The organism is Spirosoma panaciterrae DSM 21099 (assembly GCF_000374025.1).
Classification (GTDB): domain Bacteria; phylum Bacteroidota; class Bacteroidia; order Cytophagales; family Spirosomataceae; genus Spirosoma; species Spirosoma panaciterrae.
On sequence record NZ_KB893177.1, the window covers coordinates 20,420 to 43,068 of the forward strand.

Below are 22,649 nucleotides of genomic sequence, written 5' to 3' on the forward strand. Positions count from 1 at the left end.
CTGTAAACAGGTGAATAGAACCTAAAGGGCGGCCCCGGCAGATTGTTTGATCTGTGTGAGTCATATCCACCCTACTTATGTGCGTTCTATTTGTCTGTGCAAAAGTCCGGCAGATTCGCTTATCTTACAACTGTTTATCAAAAACGATTTGCCCTGTCATGATACAACCTTATACACGATTCCTCTTTTTTATCTATTACGCCTTATTTGTTACGCATTCGCTGATCGCGCAGGTCGAAAAGGCCCCGGCACGCCATGAGGGCGATGGCCCTTTCGGCAAACTAATTATCCGGGGAGTTACGCTGGTCAACAGTACGGGGGCTCCGCCCGTTGGGCCAGTCGATATCGTGGTCGAGAAGAATCGAATTGTACAAATCAGGCAGGTGGGCTATCCAGGCGTACCGATCGATGCCAAGAATCGCCCCAAAGCCGACCCCGGCGATAAGGAACTGAACTGCGAAGGGATGTATCTGATGCCGGGCTTTGTGGATATGCATGGGCACATTGGCGGCCAGGCACAGGGAGCCAATGCCGAGTACGTGTTCAAACTCTGGCTGGGGCACGGCATTACCACCATCCGCGACCCATCGTGCGGCAACGGACTGGATTGGGTGCTGGAACACCGGGCAAAAAGTGACCGAAACGAGATTACGGCTCCCCGCATCAAAGCCTACACGGTATTTGGGCAGGGCGCGAAAGAACCCATCAGCACACCCGAACAAGCCCGCACCTGGGTGCAGCAAAATGCTAAACGCGGAGCTGATGGGATTAAATTTTTCGGTGCCGAACCAGCCATTTTCCGGGCAGCTCTGGAAGAAAACAAAAAACTTGGTCTACGGTCGGCCTGCCACCACGCCCAGCTCGAAGTGGCCCGTATGAACGCACTGGCCACGGCCAAAGCGGGCCTGACTTCCCTGGAACACTGGTATGGGCTCCCCGAAGCCCTCTTCGACGACAAGACCATACAGAATTACCCGGCTACCTATAATTACAACAACGAGCAAAACCGATTTGAAGAAGCGGGTAACCTATGGCAGCAGGCCGCCAAGCCCGGTAGCGAGCGCTGGAACAAGGTGATGGATGAACTGATTGCGCTCGATTTCACGCTCGATCCTACTTTCAACATCTACGAGGCCAACCGCGAACTGATGCTGGCCCGACGCGCCGAATGGCATGACGACTATACCCTGCCAAGCCTGTGGCGATTTTACGGGCCCAGCCGAATTTCGCACGGGTCGTACTGGCACGCGTGGGGCACTGAGCAGGAAGTAGCCTGGAAGAAAAACTATCAGCTCTGGATGGAATTCATCAACGAATACAAAAATCGGGGGGGGCGCGTAACCACGGGTTCCGACTCCGGTTTTATTTACCAGCTTTACGGATTTGCCTACATCCGCGAACTCGAACTTCTGCGCGAAGCGGGTTTCCATCCGCTCGAAGTGATTCGGGCTGCCACACTAAAAGGAGCCGAAGCCCTTGGCATGGCCGATCAGATCGGCTCTGTTGAAGTTGGTAAACTGGCCGACTTTGTAATCATCGACCAGAATCCACTCGCCAACCTGAAAGTGTTATATGGCACCGGAGCCATTCACCTGAACGACAAAAACGAGGTTGAACGGATTGGGGGCGTTACGTACACGGTGAAAGATGGGGTTGTGTACGATGCTAAGAAACTGCTGGCCGATGTTCGGAAGATGGTTGCCGAGGCCAAGCAGAAAGAAAACTTCGAAATCTCCCAGCCCGGTGTTCCGGCCAAACCAGGAAAAGTATCGGGAGGTAAAAACTAAGAATTTATTTGAGCTGGTGCGGGCAGATTCTCAAATCTGCCCGCACCAGCTCAAATAAATTCTAAATGGCTAATTATATACAAACACCTGCCTAGAAACGACCCCGAAAAGTACCTATCCAGTTAATCCATTGATTTTTAGAGATTTACTCCACTTCTACTCCTTGTCGTATATATCGTTTATATACTATCCTTCAGAGTAGCGAGTACCGCCAGGTACGAACCGTTTGATCTGCTGCGGCTTGACTAAGTTGAACTCTTTTTTATCAACTATCAAGTTGGTATCTCTGGTAAAATTATGATTGAACTGTGGCAATAAGGTCCGTTGGATAGCAAGTAGAAAACGTGAATATGGAACAGGTTTAAGTAAAAAATCAACAACCATATCCAAATCATAACAGGCAGCCGCCTGCTCAGCAGCACCAGCCAGAACAATAACCGGAGGAGCATTAACCAAACCTTCAAGTGACTTAATACCTGTTAGGTCGGGCAAATCCAGATCCAATAGGATTAAATCGACAGAGCAATCCGTCAGTAGCTGGAAAGCTTCCATCGCTGTTGAGCACACGATCGGTGGATCAAATAGCGTAGTTTGCGCTAAAAAGGCAGTTAATTGATTCGCAATAATAGGATCGCTCTCAACAAGCAGACATGAGGACATACAATATAACGTTAAGAGGAAAGTATCTTTTTATCTTTTTCTCTATAAATATCGGGCCAAAGTACTCAGCCATATACATTAAATTACCCAAAAAGCACATATTTTAAACACAACAATAGACCATTATATAGTATTTAGTGCATTTATTGCCTTTTTAGCATCTTTAGTTTCCGACTATACGAGTCTATTATTCTTTTCATTCATACAGGAAAGATCCTGTATAATTAAAACCCATAAGTTCTTAAGCAGGGACGACACTATACACTGATTAAAAACACATTAGCTAACTCATAAAAAACTCCTGGCTATACAAATTTTTCCATATTCCCGCAAAGGGTAACTATAGCCTCACCGAACAGCCTATAAGTTATACTGTACAAAAATAGCCAATTGAAACTAAATACAAAATACAAGTGACATAATAAGTTATTTTTAACTAAATTAGCTAATAAACCTGCTGTCGTTCGCTGACAATATCAACGGCCTATGTTGCCTACTGTATCGAATACTTAATAGTAAGTTTATACGGATCAGTACGAATACCTGCTACGTGGATTAACTTATAGTCTGGGGGCAGTCGGCTTATTGGGTTTATCCCATGCATTAGCTCCTTTTACGTTCAGCTTTCGCCGATACACCTTATCGCCACAGGTTGCGTAGAGTACATCGAAGTTTGCGCCCCCAAAACAAAGGCTGGACACTTTCCCGGTGGGCATTGGCAGGATGGCATTGACCCGGCCCGCCTGATCGCATACCTGAATACCCCTACGGGTAGCTACATAGAGCCGCCCGTCACGGTCAGTTTTGAGTCCCTCTGCACCCGCATTATCGGCCGTATCGGGTGCGTGCAGCCAGTAATATTTCTGTTTATTAGCCAGGGTGCCATCGGACCTGATCGAATAACTGTAGACCCAGTGTGAATCGGAATCCGATACATACAGTAGGGTTTGATCGGGTGATAGCGCAATCCCACTGGCAGAAAATTGATCGGTATCGACCACAAGCTTTTTGCCCGACGGTGGAATCAGCCACACCTGGCTACGACCTTTGCCATCTGTGGACCTACTGGTAACGTAGGTATTGCCATTGCTGGCTACCACCAGATCATGCCCGGTCAGTCCATCGGCAATGAGAGACGCTTTTCCATCCGACGTGTAGGCGCTTATACCAGGGCTTGAAACGGCGGTAGCATACAGGCGCTGATCGGGGCCGAATGCCTGTCGATATACCCCTCTACGCTTACCACTGATTTGGCTTCGTTTGTCATCAAGACCAACTTTCCATACCGTTCCCGCTGGGACATCGGTAAAAAACACCTCACCCTGGGCATTGGCGCAGAGGCCTTCTGCCTCTCGATAGTTTTCACCAACCAGTTGCCAGCCTTCATTGGGCACTACGATCTCGGTAAGCATCTGGTTCTTCGAGGTACCCGTTTTGATCGGTTCAGGCCACCCTTTCCACAGATACCGCATGGCATCGGGAAAAATCGCGGTTCCGTGTTTACCGTTATGCCCCCCTTCACCCCAGATGTGCTGTACATCGTAGCCCGCAAATGTCAGCGCACGTTCCATAGTCTGATTGGCCATCCACCAGTCGCCACCGTAGATGTTGAGGTCGTTGGTACCATCCTGTAGAAAAATGCGCAACGGTTTAGGTTCAACCTTCCGAATCAAGGTAGGGTACTGGTCGGCTCCGCGTAAACCGACATACGTACCAATGGTACTGAATATCCGGCTAAATGCATCGGGACGCTCCCAGGCGGCTGTAAACGCGCAAACGGCTCCACTGCTAGACCCACCAATGGCCCGATCGTTCCCATTATGAGACAGGCGAATGACTCGCCCATCGGATGTTTTTTTGGTTTCAACATCGGGCAGAAGCTCATCCAGCAGAAAGCGGGCATAGGCATCGCCTAATCCATCATACTCAAAACTCCGATTGAATCGATCCAACGCCACATCAGAATTAGCCGCTTTCACCCGCCCGTGCATGACAAACACACCAATCGTAACGGGCATCTCTTTTTTATGAATCAGGTTATCAAAAACGGCGGGGGCCTGCCACTGAATACCGTCCTGATTTATGTATACACAGGCGGGTTGGGACGGCTGATATTGCGCCGGTATGTATACCCAGTACTCGCGCCATGTGCCCGGAAAAATCCGGGACGACTCGAATGTAAATTTGAGCACTTCGCCTTTAGGAACGCCCTCCTGTGGTTGGCTATCAGGATGAACCGGATACGACTCCGTTGACTGGGCCAACAGGATCAACGGGAAAAAGTAGCAAAGACAAAGCAGAGAGAGGGCTTTCATGTAGAAAGAAACCAGGCGTTGAAAAAGACGTTCGTCGTGCCTAGACCTACCAAAGCACTCACTTACAACGATTTACTTTACCTACCCCACCCCGTGTTGAGCCGGCCTTACAGAAGCTCGAACAAAAGCATCACTTCGCCCCCCAACTCAATCTGATCTCCACTTTGAAGCGGGTAACTCATCCCAGCAATATCGGCCCGTTCAATGGTGTCGTCGGGGTGAATGATCTTCGTTTTATTGCCGCCAGAAGGTAACCCGCCCGGATCGACCAGAAGCGCATAACGTTTCTGAACCAGATCGTAGCGAATCGTTGCATGCGCCCGGCTTACGGCTCCGTTCCCGGCCCCTTTCTTAGCGTCGAATCCAGGATCATCATCATTCAACAGAACAATATCGTTGGTCCGAACCCGACCTGATGCGGTTTGGGTCGTATGCCCACGCCCAATGCAGAATGTAGGCTGCCGGGTTGAATCAAGCACGTACTCCGCCTGTTCCATCTGACCTACCAGAGCCGTTATCTTCGCCAGAAGCTGGGCACTTTCTGGCTTCGATCTATCCACCACGACAAGCCCCAGATTCCCTTCCCGATAGGTAGTGTCGGGCAATTGGTCCATGAAAAAGGTGTACTCAAACTGCCAGTTTTTAGGAAGCGTAATGTAATGATCGGCCAGTTGACGAGCCAGTTCTGCCTGGAACTTGCCCGGTTGATTTGCCCATAGAGCGACCCGATACAGGTCTTCATCTTCCGTATCAGTGCCTAAAACAGCTAATCGCACGCCTACGGGCGCCGTGTCGGGCTCGTTCTGATAGACCCGAAGTTTACCGATAATAAACCGCATGACCTGCTCCCGCAACTGAGCCGCTGGTGGAGGCCCTGCTGGGGTCGATTTTGGCCGTTCGGGAGTTGGTTGTTCTGTTTGGTCAGGTGTATTTCCAGATCCTGCTGCCGATGGCTGTTCGGCGGGTGTGAACCCAAACAGGTTTTTAACTTTTTCGATTAAGTTCATAGTAAATTGGTGTAATATGTGCAGATGCCCGTATACCCACAGGACAAAAACCAGGTTGGCCTAATGTTGGCGGCTTTCCGGCCTCGTCATATTAAAAGCTTCCCAAGTAGTTATGCTGTTTCAAAATCGGGGCGACAACCGTATTCGCTAGATTGACCGCATCGGCGGAAGACTGGCCCAACTCGATGCGTACCGCCACAACCGTATTCGATCGCCCGTTGGGTGTGGGTGCAAAAAATACATACCAGCCATCATTCTGTTGTTTGCCCTGCACAATCCGTTCGGGGGTGCCTGTTTTACCCGCTACCCGCGCCACACTGATCTTACTACGCCCCGACGGCGGGTTTGATTGTTCGATCATGAATTCTTTTAGCTGTTCGGCATAATCAGGTCGCCGGGCCAGGGGCTTGCCTGTGCCGACAGGCTGTGATTTCCCTGCCCGATCCAGTACATAACGTGAAGGCAATAGTACACCATTGTTGGCGATAGCTCCGGCCATACGGGCCAGTGAAGCCGGGGTGGCGGTTAGTTGTCCCTGTCCCCAGGCCAGTCCCGAAAACTCACTGCGGTAGCGCCTTGGGTACTGCGTGCTCTGATACAATTTCCGACGAACCACAAACGATGAGTCGCGCCAATGCTGCCGGATCTGAACGCGCTCAGTATCGGTATGGGTATCCGAAAAGGAGTAACCACCAATCAGATCGACGTTCATTCCGGTGGCTAAATAGAGGTCGGCCAGTTCAGTGTCCAGTGCGTTGTCATTTGCAATTCGGATAAAATAGACATTGCTTGAGCGCACAATAGCCTTTCGCATATCCACCAGTTCCCCGCAGGGCTCCGATTCCCGCGCCCCACGTCGAATAATTTCCTGACACGAAATTGGATAGTGAACCGCCGATGCCGATGAACCCAGTTTGTTGAATGCGGCCATTGCCGTCAGAATTTTAGCCGTTGAGCCGGGCGCTGTTGGATAGGTCATGCCCAAATCACGCTCGGTGACCAGATAAGGGAGTTTGAGCCGATCCCGATCCGATAATAGCAAGATGTCGGGTGTTTTCAGATTGGGCAAGGGATGAACTGCCGACGTTAGTACATCGCCCGAGCCAGCGTCCAGTACGACGACCGACAACCGTTTGTTGTTATACTCTGACTGTGCCAATGCCTGTTGTAGTGCGACCTGCAACTCGGCATTGACACTCAGATGAATGTCCCGATTCCTGGCTTTTCGTTCGGCCACTTCCCGACTATCGATCCCAGCCCGTAAAGCTGGAGCCAGTTCGCTGTAATCGTAAACGGTTAGTGTCCGGGTTTGTTGGACCGAGGGACTAAAGCGATCGGCCCGGTAGTCGGTCGTAACCAGGGTCGTTTTTCGGGGACGACTGTTGAAACCCCGCAACTCACTAAAGTGGGCTGCTTCGGCATAGTACCCATTGCTTTGCCCCCAGAAGAGCTGCGTATTTACATCACCCGTCCAGAAGAAAAGGTGCTCTCCAAACGGATAATACCGTTGCAGCCGTTTTTGCGCGAGGGTTTGAAGTTGATCAGTTTTCAGGCCATTTTGCCGGAGTCGGCCCAATTGTTGGGTAACCCGTTCGGGTGAACTGGTAGCCAGTACCAGCCCATTCCGGTCGTAGACCGTACCCGCAGCCAGCACACGGGTCAGTCGCTCGATTCGGGGATTGTAACTATACACCGGATCGCCATTGCGGGTCACTACGCGGGCGGGCCGCACAACATACTCGTTACCCCGCCAGCCAATGATGGGCAACAGGCGACCAATCAGGACCAGTACACCCAGCAAAAACCCAGCAATACCCGCCATCAGGACGACATCATAGTGTTTCTCCAGATATTGGCGTTGCTCAGGCTGGCCCGGTCGGTGTGCTACACTAAATACAACCCCCATAGCCATCAGATTGACAATGAGCGCTATTTTGCCGTAGCTCAGAAAAGGCACACTGATGCCCGTTAAAGGCAGTAAGCCAATAGAGCCCCCTGCAATGATCAAAAACTGCACACCCGTTGCCAGCGCGATACCGGTTACCAGGAAAAAACTAAACGGCTGGCCAGCCCGACGGGCGTGCAGCAAGGTGCGGTGCAGTAAAATACCCATCAGCAGAAAAACAGCCACTACCCCCACTCCGCCCAGCTCTTCGCCCACGCTGGGGAGTATCATATCGGTATGAGCGGCTGGCATGGCACTGGCAAAGCCTTTTCCCAGTCCCTGGCCTGTCCAGCCGCCAGAGGCCAAAGCCCAGAAACTGTGTGCCAGATGGTCGCCCCCATACACATCGTTGTTCCAGGGACTCAGCCACATCGCTTTCCGATCGGCCAGACGACTCCCCACAAACGGCAACTGATCGCCAAAGGCAAACATCGCCATCACGAGTACGAGTAATACCGGGGCTTCGGTCAACAGTGCGGCCCAGCCGAGTCCGGTTTGAGATCGGGCATCGCCCCGCCAGTACATGTACCCAACCAGAATCACTACACTCAATAGGGTAGCCAGCCAGCCGGGCAGCAGCCAGAGTGCCAGCCCATACCCTAGTCCAGCCGCCAGGGTGAGAGGCAGATTTCCCCGGGCAATACTGTAAAACAAAATGAACGTAAAACAAACGACCAGCGCAGGCCCCATGTCGCCCAGCAGCAGATAAAGCAGCATAAGTAATCCTGCTCCGGCCAGCGCCCCGAAACTAACGCCGAACCGCCAGCGCAAATCGGGTAGTTGCCGAATCTGCTGCTCATTGGCAGCAAAGAACCCTGCAAAAAAGAGAAGCAACAGGTATTTCGTGATTTCGCTGGGCTGGAACGTAAACCCCAGGATCGACAGATTTACCCGTACTCCGCTCCCCTCCGGCCCCGAGCCCACCAGTAAGGTTAGTAGAGCCAGACCGACAGCCAGCACCAGCCAGGTCCAGCCGGAGAGCCGTACGGCAGCCCGACTCCGAAACGCAAACAGCCAGTCGTAGCGCCAGTCTGCATAAAAACGACCAATGGGCAGTTGAGATAAAATCGTCATGCCCAGTAGGCCAGCCGCAATCCCTTGCAGGGTTTGCCAAGCAAATAGCGTGTCCTGCAACGGGTCCTGAATAGCCAGCAGGGTGAGTACCGATATGCCCGTCAGCAGCATCAGAATGGGTAACAACAAAGGGTCGGGCTGAAAGCGTCGGATGTCCCAGAACCCCTGGACGAGCCAAAAGACCAGCATAAACAGACCAATAATCAACCAGAATTGCAGCGTAAAAGCCGTTGGGTTTCGAACGGTAAAGGCATGGTCGGCCTTGAGCTGCCCGTAAACGGTTGAACCAATCAGACGCAGTTGGTGCCGACGCGCTGTAAATGTGTAGTCCTGATCACCTGCCACATGACTCGTCCCTCTCCGGCTTCCAAACTCGAAACCGGGTTTTAGTGGGACAACGCTGTAACCTGAACCTTCCGTCAAACCTGTAAAGGCAAACCGACCATCGGCATCGGTTCGGGCATAAACGAACCGATCGGGAAGTGTATCGGGCTGAGCAGTCGCCGGATGGCGCTTTAGCTGAACCAAAACATCGGCCATTGGCTGTTCAGCCTGAGTAACCCGGCCCGTTATCGAGGCTGTTCCATTCCCCGCGCTGACCGAAGCCGTATACGTTCTGGGATTATTTAATTCGCGAACGTATAAAACCGAATCGAAGCCCATCTGCTGACGGGACACCTGCAAGCGGCTCTGAAAATCGGCTCCGCCCATTCGCCCCCGCCACGCTATGGGTGCCAGCACCGAAAATTGCCGTTTATTTAAAGCACCCAGATTTTCGGGAGAACCACTTTGCCGGAGTTTTGCCACCAACGAATCGGCAACCAGCGCCCGATCGTTCGGATCGCTGTAATAATTTCCGGTGTTGAGAAGCCGCTGGACAGACGCTGATTTCAGCCCAGCGTGGAGTGGTAAAGCCCGACCTTTGGCAAGAGCGTCCTTCGCCTGATCAAGCGCCGGAAGCAGGTTTCTATACAACCGCCCAAATAGCAGTAGCAGCATAATTGATGCGCCCAGCAGATAGAAACGGCCGGAATGACCAGAAGGTACAATCATATTGTGGGTGTATGAGTAAACGATTACCCCCTAAATTCCTTGAAGTGACTATTCTCTAAGAATAAGCCAAGCCCTTTCAGGAGATGTAGGAATAAAACCATCGATTATTTAAAACGCACTCGTTGAGTCAACGGCCGTACTGGATGAATCGGGTACGGTAGCTGGTGACTCAGGTACGGTTTCCGAAGAACTTTCTGTGGTCGTCGAATCGGTTGTAGTATCCATGGGGCTATCGGACACCGTCGATGCCGTATCGTCTTCCATGGGTTCCATAGCCGATGTATCAGGTACTGTACGCGTTGAATCGGCTACGACCCGGAGGCTGTTTTTAGTGTCGTCCAGATCGGTTTTGTACAGCACAGCCAATCCAATCAGCAGGGTTACCATAAAAAAGATCAGTCCCTTAAGCCATCGGTTCGAACGGATGTAGGGTTCCACATCCGCAATTGGTTCGGCTGGTATCATCGGCTGGGCCATTGGTACGGGTGCGGCCATCGTGCGGGACGCGGCAGACGCCCGGTTGCTTCGGCTACCTTGTATCTGTTCAATCTGGGCCTGGCCCAGCAGCAATACAAGTTCGTTAACATCCCGTAATCGGGCGGATGGATTTTTGGCTAATATCCATTCCAGAATCGTATCCAGACTTGGCGGAACGCTTTGCCCGGATGGCAGCCGCAATACCGGGGGCGGTGTTCGCAGCACATCGCTCATAAACCGCGCAATTCCTGTACTGTCTGTCATCGAAAAGGGCACCTTACCCGACAGGCATTCATACAACACCACACCCAGCGAATAGTAATCGGTAGCCTCATCGACACCCCGTGGATTATCGAACTGCTCCGGCGACGCATACTCGTAGGTCATCAACGATTGCCCCGTCATGGTTTGTGACTGTTCCCGAAGGCGAGCCACCCCAAAATCCGTCAGCAGAAAGCGAATCTCACCCGACGGCAACAGCCGGAACAGAATATTCTCGGGTTTTATGTCGCGGTGAATAATGCCGCGCGGATGAATCGCCTTGAACGCTTCGGCCAGTTGAAGCCCCAGTTGAATGGTATTGGGTATGTCCAGATAGCCCTGTTCGCCAAGAAGCGTACGCAGGTTGCCCCTCTCTACCCATTCCATCACGATAAACGGCATGGGCATATCCAACTGGACCTCCCGCACACGCACCACATTTGGATGCTGGATGTCGGTCATCAACCGCGATTCGAGCCGAAACCGCCGAAGGGTATCCGCATCGGTATTGACCGTGAAGTGTTTGATTGCTACCAAATCACCCGTTGCCAGATGACGCGCTTTCAACACACGGGCGTTCGACCGACCCAGCTCGCCCATGATTTCGTAACCCGGAAAATGTGTATTGACACTTACAGTTGGCATGAGTCAATTATTGGATCGAGTCTGATGAAGCCGTCTGCATTAAAGAGTCCAGCGGAGGGGCAAACTGATGGGCAACAATTTTGCAGGTAAGTTTAGTCCCCCGATCGCTGTTCGGTGCACGCTGAATGGCCGATGAATTAGGCCCTACATTCCTGAACGACACCTTTTCTGACTTATATAGCCCGCCGTTATCCTTGTAATAATTCACCTTAACGACAACCGATGTGAACGTGATCGGGCTTGGGTTGCTCAGTTGAAGCTGTACATTTTTGATACCGCCGAAAAAACCCACCCGGTAATCATTCGCTTTCACCGTCAATCCATCTGCGGCAGCCTGAGCTTCCTGCTTAAGTTGCTCTCGTCGAACTGCTTCCTCCGCTTCCCGTTGCTGGCGCTCCGTGTCGTCGCTCGGCTTAGGTCCTTCGGCCGAGTCCGCATGAGCGATTGGTGTATCCTCGATCATGGTGCGCGTACCGGATTTGGGTTTGAGAACGGTAAGATACAGGCCAACGATGCCCAGAAAAATGATGATTGCCAAAGCCGCCCATTTCAGACTACCCGACATTGGCCTTCGCGACCGGGAACCCTGAACGGGCCTGGCTTCCGGCGGGGCTGCGTTTGATACAGTATCCTTCTTTTTTTCAGACTCACTGACCAGTGCGGGCTTCATGGGTTCTACTACCGAAGGGCGGTCCCGATACGTACGATTAGCCTGCAAATAGGCGAGTTCGGCCTGTTTGAGCAGCCACGTCAATTCGTCAGGGTCGCTTAGCCGATCAGCCGCTTTCTTTTGCAACAAACCCCGCAACACGTCGGCAAATGGACTGAGCGTCTGGTCGTTCGACGGAACGGTTAGCGCAGGGGGCGCTTCCGTCAGCACTTTATTCATAAACGTCACAATACCCGTATGGTCATCTAGGGCAAACGGTACGCTTCCATGCAGGCACTCATACAGGACTACCCCCAGCGAATAATAATCCGTTGCAGCCCCCACACTTCGTGGATCGTTGAACTGTTCGGGAGAAGCATATTCATAGGTCATCAGCGACTGCCCAGTCAGTGTATTCGATTGTTCGTGCAAACGAGCCACGCCAAAGTCGGTTAACAGGAAATGCAGCTCCCCACTGGGCAGAGAACGGTACAGGATATTCTCCGGCTTAATATCACGATGAACAATACCCTGTGGATGAATGGCCTTAAAGGCGCTGGCTATTTGCAGGCCCAATCGGCAAACGGTCGGTGCATCCAGCGCCCCCTGACGGCTGATCAGTTGATCAACGCTGCCCCCTTCTACCAGTTCCATCACCAGGTAAGGCAATTCGGCTTCCAATCGAACTTCCCGTACCTTAACAATATTGGGGTGTGCCAGGCTGGTCATGATGGCCGATTCCCGCTCAAACCGACGGAGCGTTTCAGCATCGGTATTGAGCGCAAAGTGCTTAATTGCCACCAAATCTCCGGTTGCCAGGTGCCGCGCCTTCAGGATACGGGCATTGCTGCGGCCCAATTCGCTCAGCACTTCGTAACCGGGAAACCGCGTATCAAATCGAATCGTGGCCATTAATGGTGTCGTATTTTGGTTGAATCTGGCTGATTTTGTACTGACAAAAAGATAACCGCTTTGCGGAAAGTATCCTGCCGGATAGCCACCCGAATCGGTATATCTGCGTTTTTGACGGACACATTGGCGAATTGCAGCTTTGCCTGGTGGGTTGTTTCGATGCCTGTCTTAAATCCGCTGATGATGATATTTTCTACCTGAACAGGGCCCGAGCGGGTAATCTGTAAAGCAACCTGGGCCTGTGCCGAATCAGCAGGTATCAAAACGGTCGGTCGGTTACTACCCAGTATGCTTTGTAAAGAGTCTGTGAGCTGGAGTGGCTTACTAAGTCGGAATGTATCAGCAGACAGTACCAGCCGATGATCTTTACTCCGGTATGCGATTTGGAGCAGCGAGTCCAACCGTTCGTCTGTTTTAGCGATTACCGATGCCAGATTTGTATGCGATTGGCTGCCGGAACTTTGCAGCGAATCAATCCTTGCCGTATCAGACGAGCCGGATGGCTGGTTCTGATACCATATGATCCCGCCAATCAACCCCATAACGATCAAACCCAACAGGATGAACAAGCTCTTAGAGGGCTTCCTGACCGGCTTCAGTTTCGCGGAAACGGCCTTGTCGCCGACACTAGGAACCACCTCCGAAGTCTGTTGCAGCGAGGTTGCCTGTGCTAGCCGGATTGCGGGCTTTTGTTCAGAAAGCTTGTCGGCCATCTGAGCATTTTTCGCCAGAACGACCGTAATGTTATCATTGCCGCCCTGCTGATTCGCTAACCGAATCAATTCGGCGATTTGCTCGTCGAGGGCGATTTTTTGTTCCAGAACCGCCTTGATTTGCGCTTTTGTGATTAAATCAGTCAGTCCATCACTGCAAAGGAGCAGCTGATCGCCCGGTCGAAAGTCGGTTTCGCCCGACTCCAGAAAATCAGCGTCATCGACCCGATGCACTGCGGAGCCGACATCCCGCAAAATTTCGTTTCGGCGCGGGTGCTGCATCGCTTCGGCTTCCGTTAGCTCATGGGCATCTTCCCGCACGCCAACCAGCGAATGATCGTAGGTAAGTTTCTCAAGAACGCCCTGACGAAACCGATACAGGCGGGTATCGCCCACATGAACGAAATACAATTTTTCCGACTGACTATCGACGATGGCCGAGGTCAGCACGCAACACATATTCGACAGACGAAGCTCCTGCTGCCGCTCCCGGTAAATTTGGTTGTTGGCAAAAACGACCGCTTCGCGTAGCATGGACAAGGGGTTACCGTTGGGAGTAGCCATGTATTGCTCAATGGACTCTTTGGCAATGGTCGCAGCTCTATCTCCCCCGGCATACCCACCAACCCCATCAATAACCGCCAGCAAGGCACTGGTTTCTGCCCAGATCGTGGAGCAGATGAAGGCGTCCTGATTGTCGGTTCGGCGTCGGCCCACATCGGTCTGTCCAGTAAATACGAATGAATTCATTCAGCGGTGCAAATCTTTTTTCTTTAACAGGATTGACAGGATTTTCTGGAACAAAGACAATCCCGTTAATCCTGTCAGATATATTATCGAGGTAAATCCTGAAAATGTTTCCAGACCAGTAAGCCGACAAACAGAAGCAGAGCGAAAACAATCAGCGAATCGATCATCTCAGGAAGTCCGTTGGAAGTTTAGCGTAACCATACTGTTGAGCAGAATCTGGGCCTTGTCGGGTAAGGTGTACCACTGCGGACTAGCGGGTTCACTGCGAGGAATAAGCTGCTCATTCACACGGGTTTCATTTCGGCTGAAAGACGCGATCTGAAAAGTTTGGGTTGCATCGTCGTACCGGATGCGGGCGTGTGGATTCGACACGTAGGCCGATTCGAGAAGCAGGTAGTTCGGGAAATGCTGATTTTCGGGTTCTTTCCGGGCGATAACAACCTCCCGGTCGCGCATTCGGTACAAATCCTCTTTGTTCAACTCGGCAATGTAGTACGTGATCTCGGCCAGTCCGGCAGAAAGGCTACGGGGTAAATGAGGTGCATTTCGCGTAGCCGCCCCCGGCATGGGGGCCCGTTCGCCAGGAGCGGGCGCTGGCTCAAATTTGAACTTCACCACAAAAGCCCCCGGCTCCCGAAAGTCGATATGCTGAAACGTATGGATGTCCACATCCACTTTTTCGTAACGATTGGTTTGCTTCACTCGGCGAGTCACATGCAGCTTATCCGGAGATTGACGCGGTTCATTACCGGGCAGAATTCCCGTAAGCGCCCCCACTACATACACATCCGTAGGCGTAACAGTCTCTCCACTAAATTCCCGACCACCCCCAAATTTAAAAAACCAGCTTGAGGCTACAGGGGCAACACGTTCATACTGTCCTTTCTGCGATTCAATCAGCGCTTTGAAGGCCTTCACTGCTTCATCGACAATGACCGGAAACGCATTCTGGCGGTCTTCGTACGTGTCGGGATGCAGGATAATGAGGAAGTGTGCATTGAACAGCATACTTGACCCAACCGATTCCCGACCTATGGAGTCCTGAAACGAATTGACCAGTTCGTCGAGTATTCGTTTGTTAGTTACCGAAGTGCCGGAGTTGCTTTGGCTCTGGCTGGAGGGCACCAGTAGATTCCCTAATTTATGAAGCCAGTTAGGCTGATCGGCCATTTGTGAAGGTGTATAGGTGTTTACTACACCCATAAACGATCACTACCCTCATTTTCGTTTGGTAGTCGGGCTGATTCGATCAAACGCAGGCACTATTCGGCCATCATTTAACGAACATAAGCTGGTTGAGTGGCATCACGCCGAACCCACTGATAGGCTTTCACGGAATTTTTCCAGAAGTATTTTTCGGCCACGGGTCGGCCTTTGCCCATAACGTATTCCTGAACCAGTCGTAATCCCACATCGAAAGGCAACCACTGATCGCTATTGGGCCAATCGCTGCCATACAGCAATCGATCTTCACCAAAGAGCCCGAACAACTCATCCAGCCGTGCTCGATAGTAGCTTAATTCTCTCGGCACCGTACCCTCTACCCGGCGCAGTACTTCCGAAATCTTTACATAGACCTGGGGACGCTGGCTCAACGTCTGTAGGTAGGCTTGGGTGGTTTTCCGGGCTGCAGTTTCCGAGGAAACAGGCATTTGAGGCAGATGGTCGATAATGACCCGTAACGTTGGCACCCGATCCGTCAGTTGCACAATAGCCGCCAGTAGGGTAGGATTCGGATTTGCGGTATCCAGCACAAGGCCAGCCTGAGCCAATACCCGAAGATCGGCTATAAAGCTGGGGTTCGCCAATTGGCCCGCCAGATCCCGATTCCAAAGGTTCCCGTACCGAATACCCCGAAACAACGGATTCCGTTGAAACCTTTCGAGCTGCTGGCGAAATTTCGGAGTTCCGGGTTCAAGATTTCCCACCACGCCGACAATGACCGTATCCTGAGCAGCCTGGTCGAGTACCCATTGGTTATCCTCGACCCAGGGGCTGGCCTCTACCACAATGGCTCCTACCACGCCCAATGGCTGGGCAATTTTACGGTAGCGATCCGGAAGGGCTGGCTGATAAAGAACCTCATCTTTGGGTGTTGGCCAGGGTACACCTTGTGGGCGCTTTGTATCGAACAAATGAATGTGCGTATCAATGATGGGGATTGGCCGAGCATCTCCCCACCCTAACGAGCTAAGCCCAACGGTTGCAGATGCCCCGGTGGTTAAAGCAAGAAAATCCCGTCGATTCATGGAACGTATGAGACGAGCTACTTTAATGAAACGGTTTTTCCTGACTTGGCCGATTGTCTGGCCGCTTCCAGTATCTCAACCGCCGTTACATTGACAGGAAGATCGTATAAGTCGTTTTGCGCCAATGTCAGGCGCCCCTGTACCACATCGGCCAATACCGAGAACGGGTCAGTGAAAGGGGCGGGCCGGGGCGCTATTTTCTTTCGTTCTTCGGGCTCTTTGGCCTGTAGCCGCCCCCGAATGGTAGTCGCATCGACCGCAACAGCGTACCCCTTTGTTCCGTATACTTCCATATCCTTACGGGCAAATGTCCAGTTCCAGGAACCCTGAATAATGCACTGGGCCGATGGGTATTGCAAGATAATGGTGGCTTCATCATCTACTTTGGGATAGATATCAGGCTTGTTCTGATGGGTAACGGCCGTTACCGTCATTGGCTTCTGCCCTTTCATGAGCCAGGTCATCAGGTTGGCCCCATAACAACCAAAGTCGATCAAGGCACCGCCCCCATTTTTAGCCGGGTCGGTCAAAATCGCGAAGAACTCGTTACTGACGCCAATCTCTTTAGGTCCCTCGTGGCCATCATTGATCATCACCTTCTTGATCTCACCTAATTTTCCGGCCTGGTAGAGTTCATGGATGTACTGATTGCTGGCGTACCAGGAGGTTTCGAAATTGGTCAAAACCTTGATGTTGTTTTTCAGAGCGAGCTGTTGAATTTCCTTGGCATCGGCAAACGTAGTAGCGAGCGGCTTTTCGACCATCACATGGACTTTTCGGGGGGCGCAGGCACGGACAACAGCAATATGGTCGCTAATAGCGCCAAAGGCCGAGACCGCTTCCGGCTTCGCCTGATCGAGCATCTGACCCAGGTCCGTAAAGAACAGCTTTCTATCCAGTTTGTAGCGAGTAACAAATCGGTCGACCAGCGCCTGATCCGTTTCGTAAATACCAACAAGTTCTACGTCTTTTTTGTCAGGACGGTTAAATACCCAGCCCACATGACCATGACTTAGGCCCGCAATGGCAAGTCGAAGGGGCGATTGGGCGTTGCTGGTTAGTAGGAGCAGACTGAATGCAGCGGTTAAGAGATAGTTCATTGGTCGAAGCAAAACGGGTTGACGCATTAAGAAGTGGTTTCCCGCCTTCCTCTACTTGACGCCTTTACCGTCAGAAGCCATCTACTCTCATCAGCCTTGTGATCGTACTAACCCTCGACGGCCATTCAGCCGTTAGTAACGGTTGGCAACATCGATTCCTTATTTTTTTAGAATTCCTTTTTCAACGCTCTCATTAAGCAGTTGCTCGGCATATTGCCAAATTGGCAGGGAGCCTTGTTCGATTACTTTCTTTTTGGCGTATACCTGCTCGTAACCGACACCAAACTCGGCCCAGGTCCCCCCTTGATTCGACGCATTTTGTAGCAGCGGTTCGAGACGGTCCATGGCTCGGGCAAACTTGGCCTCGTTTGTCTGGTGTTCTTCAAACTCTTCCCAGATGGCGATCAATTCATTAGCTTGCTCATTCGGCAAAATGCCAAAGATCCGCTTAGCCGCTTCCCGTTCTTCATCCGTATTGGTATGGCTTTTTTGCGTGTCATAGATAAAGGTATCACCCGCGTCTATTTCAACAATATCGTGTATCAGCAACATCTTAATAACCTTGAGCAAATCAATCGGAAAATTCGCCTGTTCGGCTAAAACGATGGCCATAAGAGCCAGATGCCAACTATGCTCGGCGTCGTTCTCGTTTCGATCACTGTTGAACAACTTCGTTTTACGAAGGATATACTTAAGCTTATCCACTTCCTTTATGAACTCAATCTGCCTGAAAAGATTTGTCGCTTCCATCCATGTATGATTAATGACGGGGCAAAATTGACGGGTAAACCGATAAGCTCAATTGCCAAATGGCAAGAAATACACTAGTGAATACTTTTCCGTATCCGGCTGAGGGAAGAAGGGGTAATGCCTAGATAAGAAGCCAGCATATGAAGCGGAACCCGATTGGCCAGCCCAGGGTAATGGTCGAGAAAATTCAGGTATCGTTTTTGGGCATCCTGCACCAACATATTGCTGGTCACCTTCAGCTTATTTTCCAGCACGTACGACGTGATTTTAACAAATAGATCGTCCCATCCGGGAATAAGTGCGGAAAGTTGCGTGAAGTCTTGTTTCGAAAACACTAAAAGCTGACAATCAGTAATTGCTTCAATGTACTCGGCAGATGGAATTTCGTCGCGAAAGCTATTGACATCAACAACAAATCGGTTTTCATAAACAAAATACCGGGTGAAGCTATCGCCTGCCTTATCATAATAACAGACTCTGAAAATCCCGTCGGTTATATAGCCTATCTGAGCAGAAACTTTTCCAGCCTCTGCAAAATAGGCTCCTTTGGCAATCTTTTTATGTTTGGCCCTGGCCCTAATCAGCTCAAACTGTTGCGCATTGACGTGTCCGAACTGGAGCAAATAGGCGAATAGTTTTTCCATTGACCAAACCTGTTGAATTCGTCTTGCAGCAAACTGACTGGGTTCAAAGTCTTGACATTCACAAGATATGATTAGTATACCAAACGAAAAAGCCGTTACAGAATTTATCTGTAACGGCCTGACCTTCAGAGTAGCGGGAGCTGGACTCGAACCAGCGACCTTTGGGTTATGAGCCCAACGAGCTACCAACTGCTCCATCCCGCGATGTTTGGACTGCAAAAATACGGCAACTTTCTTATAAACCAACTATCTTTGTAAAAAAAAGTTTACGATCCATCTGAAACGTTTTTGCTGGATCGGGAGTTGTTTGCTAAAGCCACTGGTAATCAGCCGGTGGGATCACCTCGCATGAACACGGAAATCATCGAAAATTTTCCGGCCAATCATAAGGCCGGCTTTGTCAGTATCGTCGGCAAGCCGAATGTAGGTAAGTCAACGCTAATGAATCAGCTCGTTGGCGAGCGCCTGTCGATCATCACGTCCAAAGCCCAGACCACTCGCCACCGCATCATGGGTATCCTGAATGGAACCCACAATGGTCAGGAATTCCAGCTTGTTTATTCCGATACACCAGGCATCATCAAGCCACAATATAAGCTCCACGAGTCCATGATGAGCTTTGTACGCGGTTCTATCGAAGATGCCGATGTGGTACTTTTTGTAACAGACATTTTTGAGCAGCATGACGAAAATGATGTTATTGATCGGTTACAGAAATCGGAAGTGCCTATTCTCTTGCTTATCAACAAGATTGACCAGGCAACCCATGATCAGGTTACCGAAAAAATAGCGTATTGGGAAGCCCATTTCAAGGCTCAGGAAATCATTCCTATTTCGGCCTTGAACGGATTCAATATCGATACGGTATTTGACGCTATCTTTAATCGACTCCCTGTGCACCCACCTTATTTCCCGAAAGATGAGCTAACCGACAAGCCGGAGCGATTCTTTGCTTCGGAAATAATCCGGGAAAAGATTTTTCTGAATTACAAAAAAGAGGTGCCTTATAGCAGTGAGGTCATTATCACCAGCTTTAAAGAGAAACCAGATATAATTGTCGTACAGGCTGAAATTCTGGTCGAACGCGCTACTCAACGCGCTATCTTACTCGGCGAAGGTGGCAAAATGATCAAAAAAACGGGCATCATGGCCCGCGAAGAACTCGAACGCTTCTTCGGCAAAAAAGTATTTCTAGAACAATTCGTCAAAGTAGAACCCGACTGGCGCCAGAAAGAACGGATGCTGAAGCGGTTGGGATATGATGAATAAATAGAGGAGGAAGTGGCGAAAAGGGAGAAAAGGGAAGAAAGGATTTTGCAGATCCGTACCCTTTCCTGCCTTTCCTCCTCTCCTCCCTTTCCTCCTTTTAAAAATGGCAAACATTGTTGCAATTGTGGGTCGCCCCAATGTGGGTAAATCCACGCTGTTTAACCGCCTGACCGAACAGCGACAGGCCATCATGGATAACCAAAGTGGGGTTACCCGCGACCGGCATTATGGTACGGCAGAGTGGAACAACAAATATTTTACGGTGATCGATACCGGGGGCTATGTTGTTGGCTCCGAAGATGTTTTTGAAGAGTCGATCCGCGAACAGGTTGAGATCGCCATTCAGGAATCGACGGTTTTGCTGTTCGTTGTCGATACGCAAACGGGTATTACCGGACTTGACGAAGATTTCGCCAATGTGCTTCGCCGATCAAAAAAGCCAATTTACCTGGTAGCCAATAAAGCTGAAACCATCGAACGTACGCATGCAGCCGCTGAATTTTACGGGCTGGGATTGGGCGACCCTTACCCCATTTCGTCGGTTACGGGTTCAGGCACGGGCGATTTGCTGGATGAGGTTGTTAAGCATTTCCAGACCGATGGGGTAGAAAACCCGGATGCGGGTATCCCTCGCGTGGCTATTCTGGGACGACCCAATGTTGGAAAATCCTCGTTTCTGAATGTACTGACGGGGCAAGATCGAAGTATTGTCACGGATATTGCCGGCACCACCCGCGACGCCATCAACACACGTTACCGGGCCTACGGGAAAGATTTTATTTTGACCGATACGGCTGGTATCCGACGTAAGGCCCGTATCCAGGACAACATTGAATTTTACTCGACTCTGCGTTCGATTAAAGCGATGGAAGAGTCGGATGTCTGTATCATCCTGCTAGATGCCACACGCGGTCTGGAAGCCCAGGATTTAACCATTATCGGGCAAGCCGTTCGGGCCCGTAAAGGTGTGGTTATCATGGTCAACAAATGGGATGCTATTGAGAAGGATTCCAAAACCGCTGATGTCTGGCGCAAAGAGATGATTCAGCGCATGATGCCTATTGATTACCTGCCCATTATTTTTGCATCGGTCCACGAAAAGCAGCGCATTTTTCAGGTTATGGAAAAAGCGATGGAGGTGTACGAAAATAAAAATAAGAAGATCGCTACCTCAAAACTTAACGAGGCTATGCAGCCGGAAATTGAACGGTACCCTCCGCCAGCGGTGAAAGCAAAGCATATCAAGATCAAATATATGCTTCAGGTACCGACCCCTTCTCCCACGTTTGTTTTCTTCTGCAATCTGCCTCAATATGTTCAGGAGTCTTATCAGCGATTCCTGGAAAACAAGATCCGTGATCACTTTGATTTTACGGGCGTACCGATCACCTTATTTTTTCGACAGAAATAGACCGGATCATACAGGGGCAGGTGTTGACACAACATACCTGCCCCTCATTTTTGCTATCTATCTTAAGCGTATCCTGTAGTAATTCAGCGGGTTAGCTTTTTAGTGATAGCCCTTTCCCTGGTTTAAAAAAGCCAACGGCCAAATTGGCTATTCCGTCCTACTTCTTACTGGGCCCCTGCATTTTATAGTTGAAGGTATAGATATGCAATTGTTAGTAACACTTCGAAAATCGCCTATAATACTCCCTTTTGTCAAGAAGCATTCGTCAAAAAAAGGGCAATCCAGATCACAGAGGCCCCTGCTTTTAAATTTTAACAAATTATTTATCAGGCGGCACAGAAAAACAAAGTAATTCCTGCAAATTCACCTGAGTAATTACCGCAAAAAATTGGTGTAATATTGTGCCTATTATTTCTTTGTTACTTACTTATTGGTTACCAGTCTAAGTGTTATAGGTGTACTCTTGTTACACTTGTTTGGGTAAAATAACCATTAAATAAAGTTACACTCACTTTCAGGATGTTAGTTCTTTACATATGTCAATTTTCGGGCTATATTTCGCTCTATTACCCACTGTTAACAAATCACTCCTATGGCAACTGAAAAAGTTTTAGATGAAGAAAAGCGGATCGACAAGGCAGCCTACGTGCTCAAAGCTGTGGCTCACCCCCTCCGAATTAAAATCATTCAAATGTTGAATGAAAATAAAGAATTGAATGTATCGGCGATCTATAAAAACCTCAATGCTGAACAATCGCTGATTTCCCACCACCTGATCAATATGCGGGATAAGGGGATACTCGAAATCCGGCGTAGTGGTAAGAATATCTACTATTTTCTGGTAGATAACGCGGTCGCTGAAATTATCGAGTGCATTTACAAAAGTAAGCTTATTTAATGAACTGAATTTTCAGAAAAACACCGTAAGACAGAACGTTAATAAGTGGGTTATTAGATTCTGTTTTACGGTGTTTTCTA

Annotated in this window: 16 protein-coding genes and 1 tRNA gene; 4 read left to right on the forward strand and 13 right to left on the reverse strand. The window is 50.3% G+C overall.

The features are described 5' to 3' along the window. The first annotated feature begins 158 nt into the window (after positions 1 to 158). Positions 159 to 1,787: an amidohydrolase family protein gene (locus tag B153_RS0108555; protein WP_020596282.1), complete on the forward strand. Its 1,629-nt coding sequence runs from the start codon at positions 159 to 161 to the stop codon at positions 1,785 to 1,787. 186 nt (positions 1,788 to 1,973) lie between these two features. On the opposite strand, the gene B153_RS36570 is transcribed toward B153_RS0108555, so the two are convergent. The 13 genes from B153_RS36570 to B153_RS0108625 form a co-directional block, all read right to left on the reverse strand. Further along, positions 1,974 to 2,447: a response regulator gene (locus B153_RS36570; RefSeq protein ID WP_083928182.1), complete on the reverse strand. Its 474-nt coding sequence runs from the start codon at positions 2,445 to 2,447 to the stop codon at positions 1,974 to 1,976. Positions 2,448 to 3,007: 560 nt separating this feature from the next. Then, positions 3,008 to 4,762 carry an SMP-30/gluconolactonase/LRE family protein gene (locus B153_RS0108565; RefSeq protein WP_020596284.1) on the reverse strand — a complete coding sequence of 585 codons (1,755 nt, stop codon included), beginning with the start codon at positions 4,760 to 4,762 and terminating at the stop codon, positions 3,008 to 3,010. A gap of 107 nt (positions 4,763 to 4,869) precedes the next feature. Then, positions 4,870 to 5,769: an FHA domain-containing protein gene (locus tag B153_RS0108570; RefSeq protein WP_020596285.1), complete on the reverse strand. Its 900-nt coding sequence runs from the start codon at positions 5,767 to 5,769 to the stop codon at positions 4,870 to 4,872. Positions 5,770 to 5,860: 91 nt separating this feature from the next. Then, complete coding sequence (locus B153_RS0108575; RefSeq protein ID WP_020596286.1) at positions 5,861 to 9,841, reverse strand: FtsW/RodA/SpoVE family cell cycle protein; 3,981 nt, start codon at positions 9,839 to 9,841, stop codon at positions 5,861 to 5,863. 108 nt (positions 9,842 to 9,949) lie between these two features. Continuing rightward, positions 9,950 to 11,224, reverse strand: a complete 1,275-nt coding sequence (locus B153_RS0108580; protein ID WP_020596287.1) for a serine/threonine-protein kinase — start codon at positions 11,222 to 11,224, stop codon at positions 9,950 to 9,952. 7 nt (positions 11,225 to 11,231) lie between these two features. After that, positions 11,232 to 12,785: a serine/threonine protein kinase gene (locus B153_RS0108585; protein WP_020596288.1), complete on the reverse strand. Its 1,554-nt coding sequence runs from the start codon at positions 12,783 to 12,785 to the stop codon at positions 11,232 to 11,234. Beyond that, the gene (locus B153_RS0108590) at positions 12,785 to 14,248 is read right to left on the reverse strand and encodes a PP2C family protein-serine/threonine phosphatase (RefSeq protein WP_020596289.1); all 1,464 of its coding nucleotides are present in this window, start codon (positions 14,246 to 14,248) and stop codon (positions 12,785 to 12,787) included. Before B153_RS0108590 ends, B153_RS0108585 begins: the two co-directional genes overlap by 1 nt. 168 nt (positions 14,249 to 14,416) lie before the next feature. Further along, positions 14,417 to 15,451 carry an FHA domain-containing protein gene (locus B153_RS0108600; protein WP_245564853.1) on the reverse strand — a complete coding sequence of 345 codons (1,035 nt, stop codon included), beginning with the start codon at positions 15,449 to 15,451 and terminating at the stop codon, positions 14,417 to 14,419. 74 nt (positions 15,452 to 15,525) lie between these two features. Beyond that, positions 15,526 to 16,497 carry an amidohydrolase family protein gene (locus B153_RS0108605; protein ID WP_020596291.1) on the reverse strand — a complete coding sequence of 324 codons (972 nt, stop codon included), beginning with the start codon at positions 16,495 to 16,497 and terminating at the stop codon, positions 15,526 to 15,528. A 17-nt stretch (positions 16,498 to 16,514) separates the two neighbouring features. After that, entirely contained in the window at positions 16,515 to 17,597 is a 1,083-nt protein-coding gene (locus B153_RS0108610) for a Gfo/Idh/MocA family protein (protein WP_020596292.1), read from the reverse strand. Positions 17,598 to 17,756: 159 nt separating this feature from the next. Continuing rightward, positions 17,757 to 18,347 (reverse strand): HD domain-containing protein, encoded by a 591-nt coding sequence (locus B153_RS0108615; RefSeq protein ID WP_020596293.1) that lies wholly within the window; start codon positions 18,345 to 18,347, stop codon positions 17,757 to 17,759. A gap of 74 nt (positions 18,348 to 18,421) precedes the next feature. Next, complete coding sequence (locus tag B153_RS0108620) at positions 18,422 to 18,991, reverse strand: Crp/Fnr family transcriptional regulator (RefSeq protein ID WP_020596294.1); 570 nt, start codon at positions 18,989 to 18,991, stop codon at positions 18,422 to 18,424. A 131-nt stretch (positions 18,992 to 19,122) separates the two neighbouring features. Then, positions 19,123 to 19,195 (reverse strand) — tRNA-Met (locus B153_RS0108625). Positions 19,196 to 19,339: 144 nt separating this feature from the next. On the opposite strand from B153_RS0108625, the gene era reads away from it, so the two are divergent. From era to B153_RS0108640, 3 genes are all read left to right on the forward strand, one after another. After that, positions 19,340 to 20,260 (forward strand): GTPase Era, encoded by a 921-nt coding sequence (gene era, locus B153_RS0108630; RefSeq protein ID WP_026262002.1) that lies wholly within the window; start codon positions 19,340 to 19,342, stop codon positions 20,258 to 20,260. A gap of 103 nt (positions 20,261 to 20,363) precedes the next feature. Next, positions 20,364 to 21,671, forward strand: a complete 1,308-nt coding sequence (gene der / locus B153_RS0108635; RefSeq protein ID WP_026262003.1) for a ribosome biogenesis GTPase Der — start codon at positions 20,364 to 20,366, stop codon at positions 21,669 to 21,671. A gap of 592 nt (positions 21,672 to 22,263) precedes the next feature. Then, positions 22,264 to 22,569 (forward strand): ArsR/SmtB family transcription factor, encoded by a 306-nt coding sequence (locus B153_RS0108640; protein ID WP_020596297.1) that lies wholly within the window; start codon positions 22,264 to 22,266, stop codon positions 22,567 to 22,569. The last annotated feature ends 80 nt before the right edge of the window (positions 22,570 to 22,649 follow it).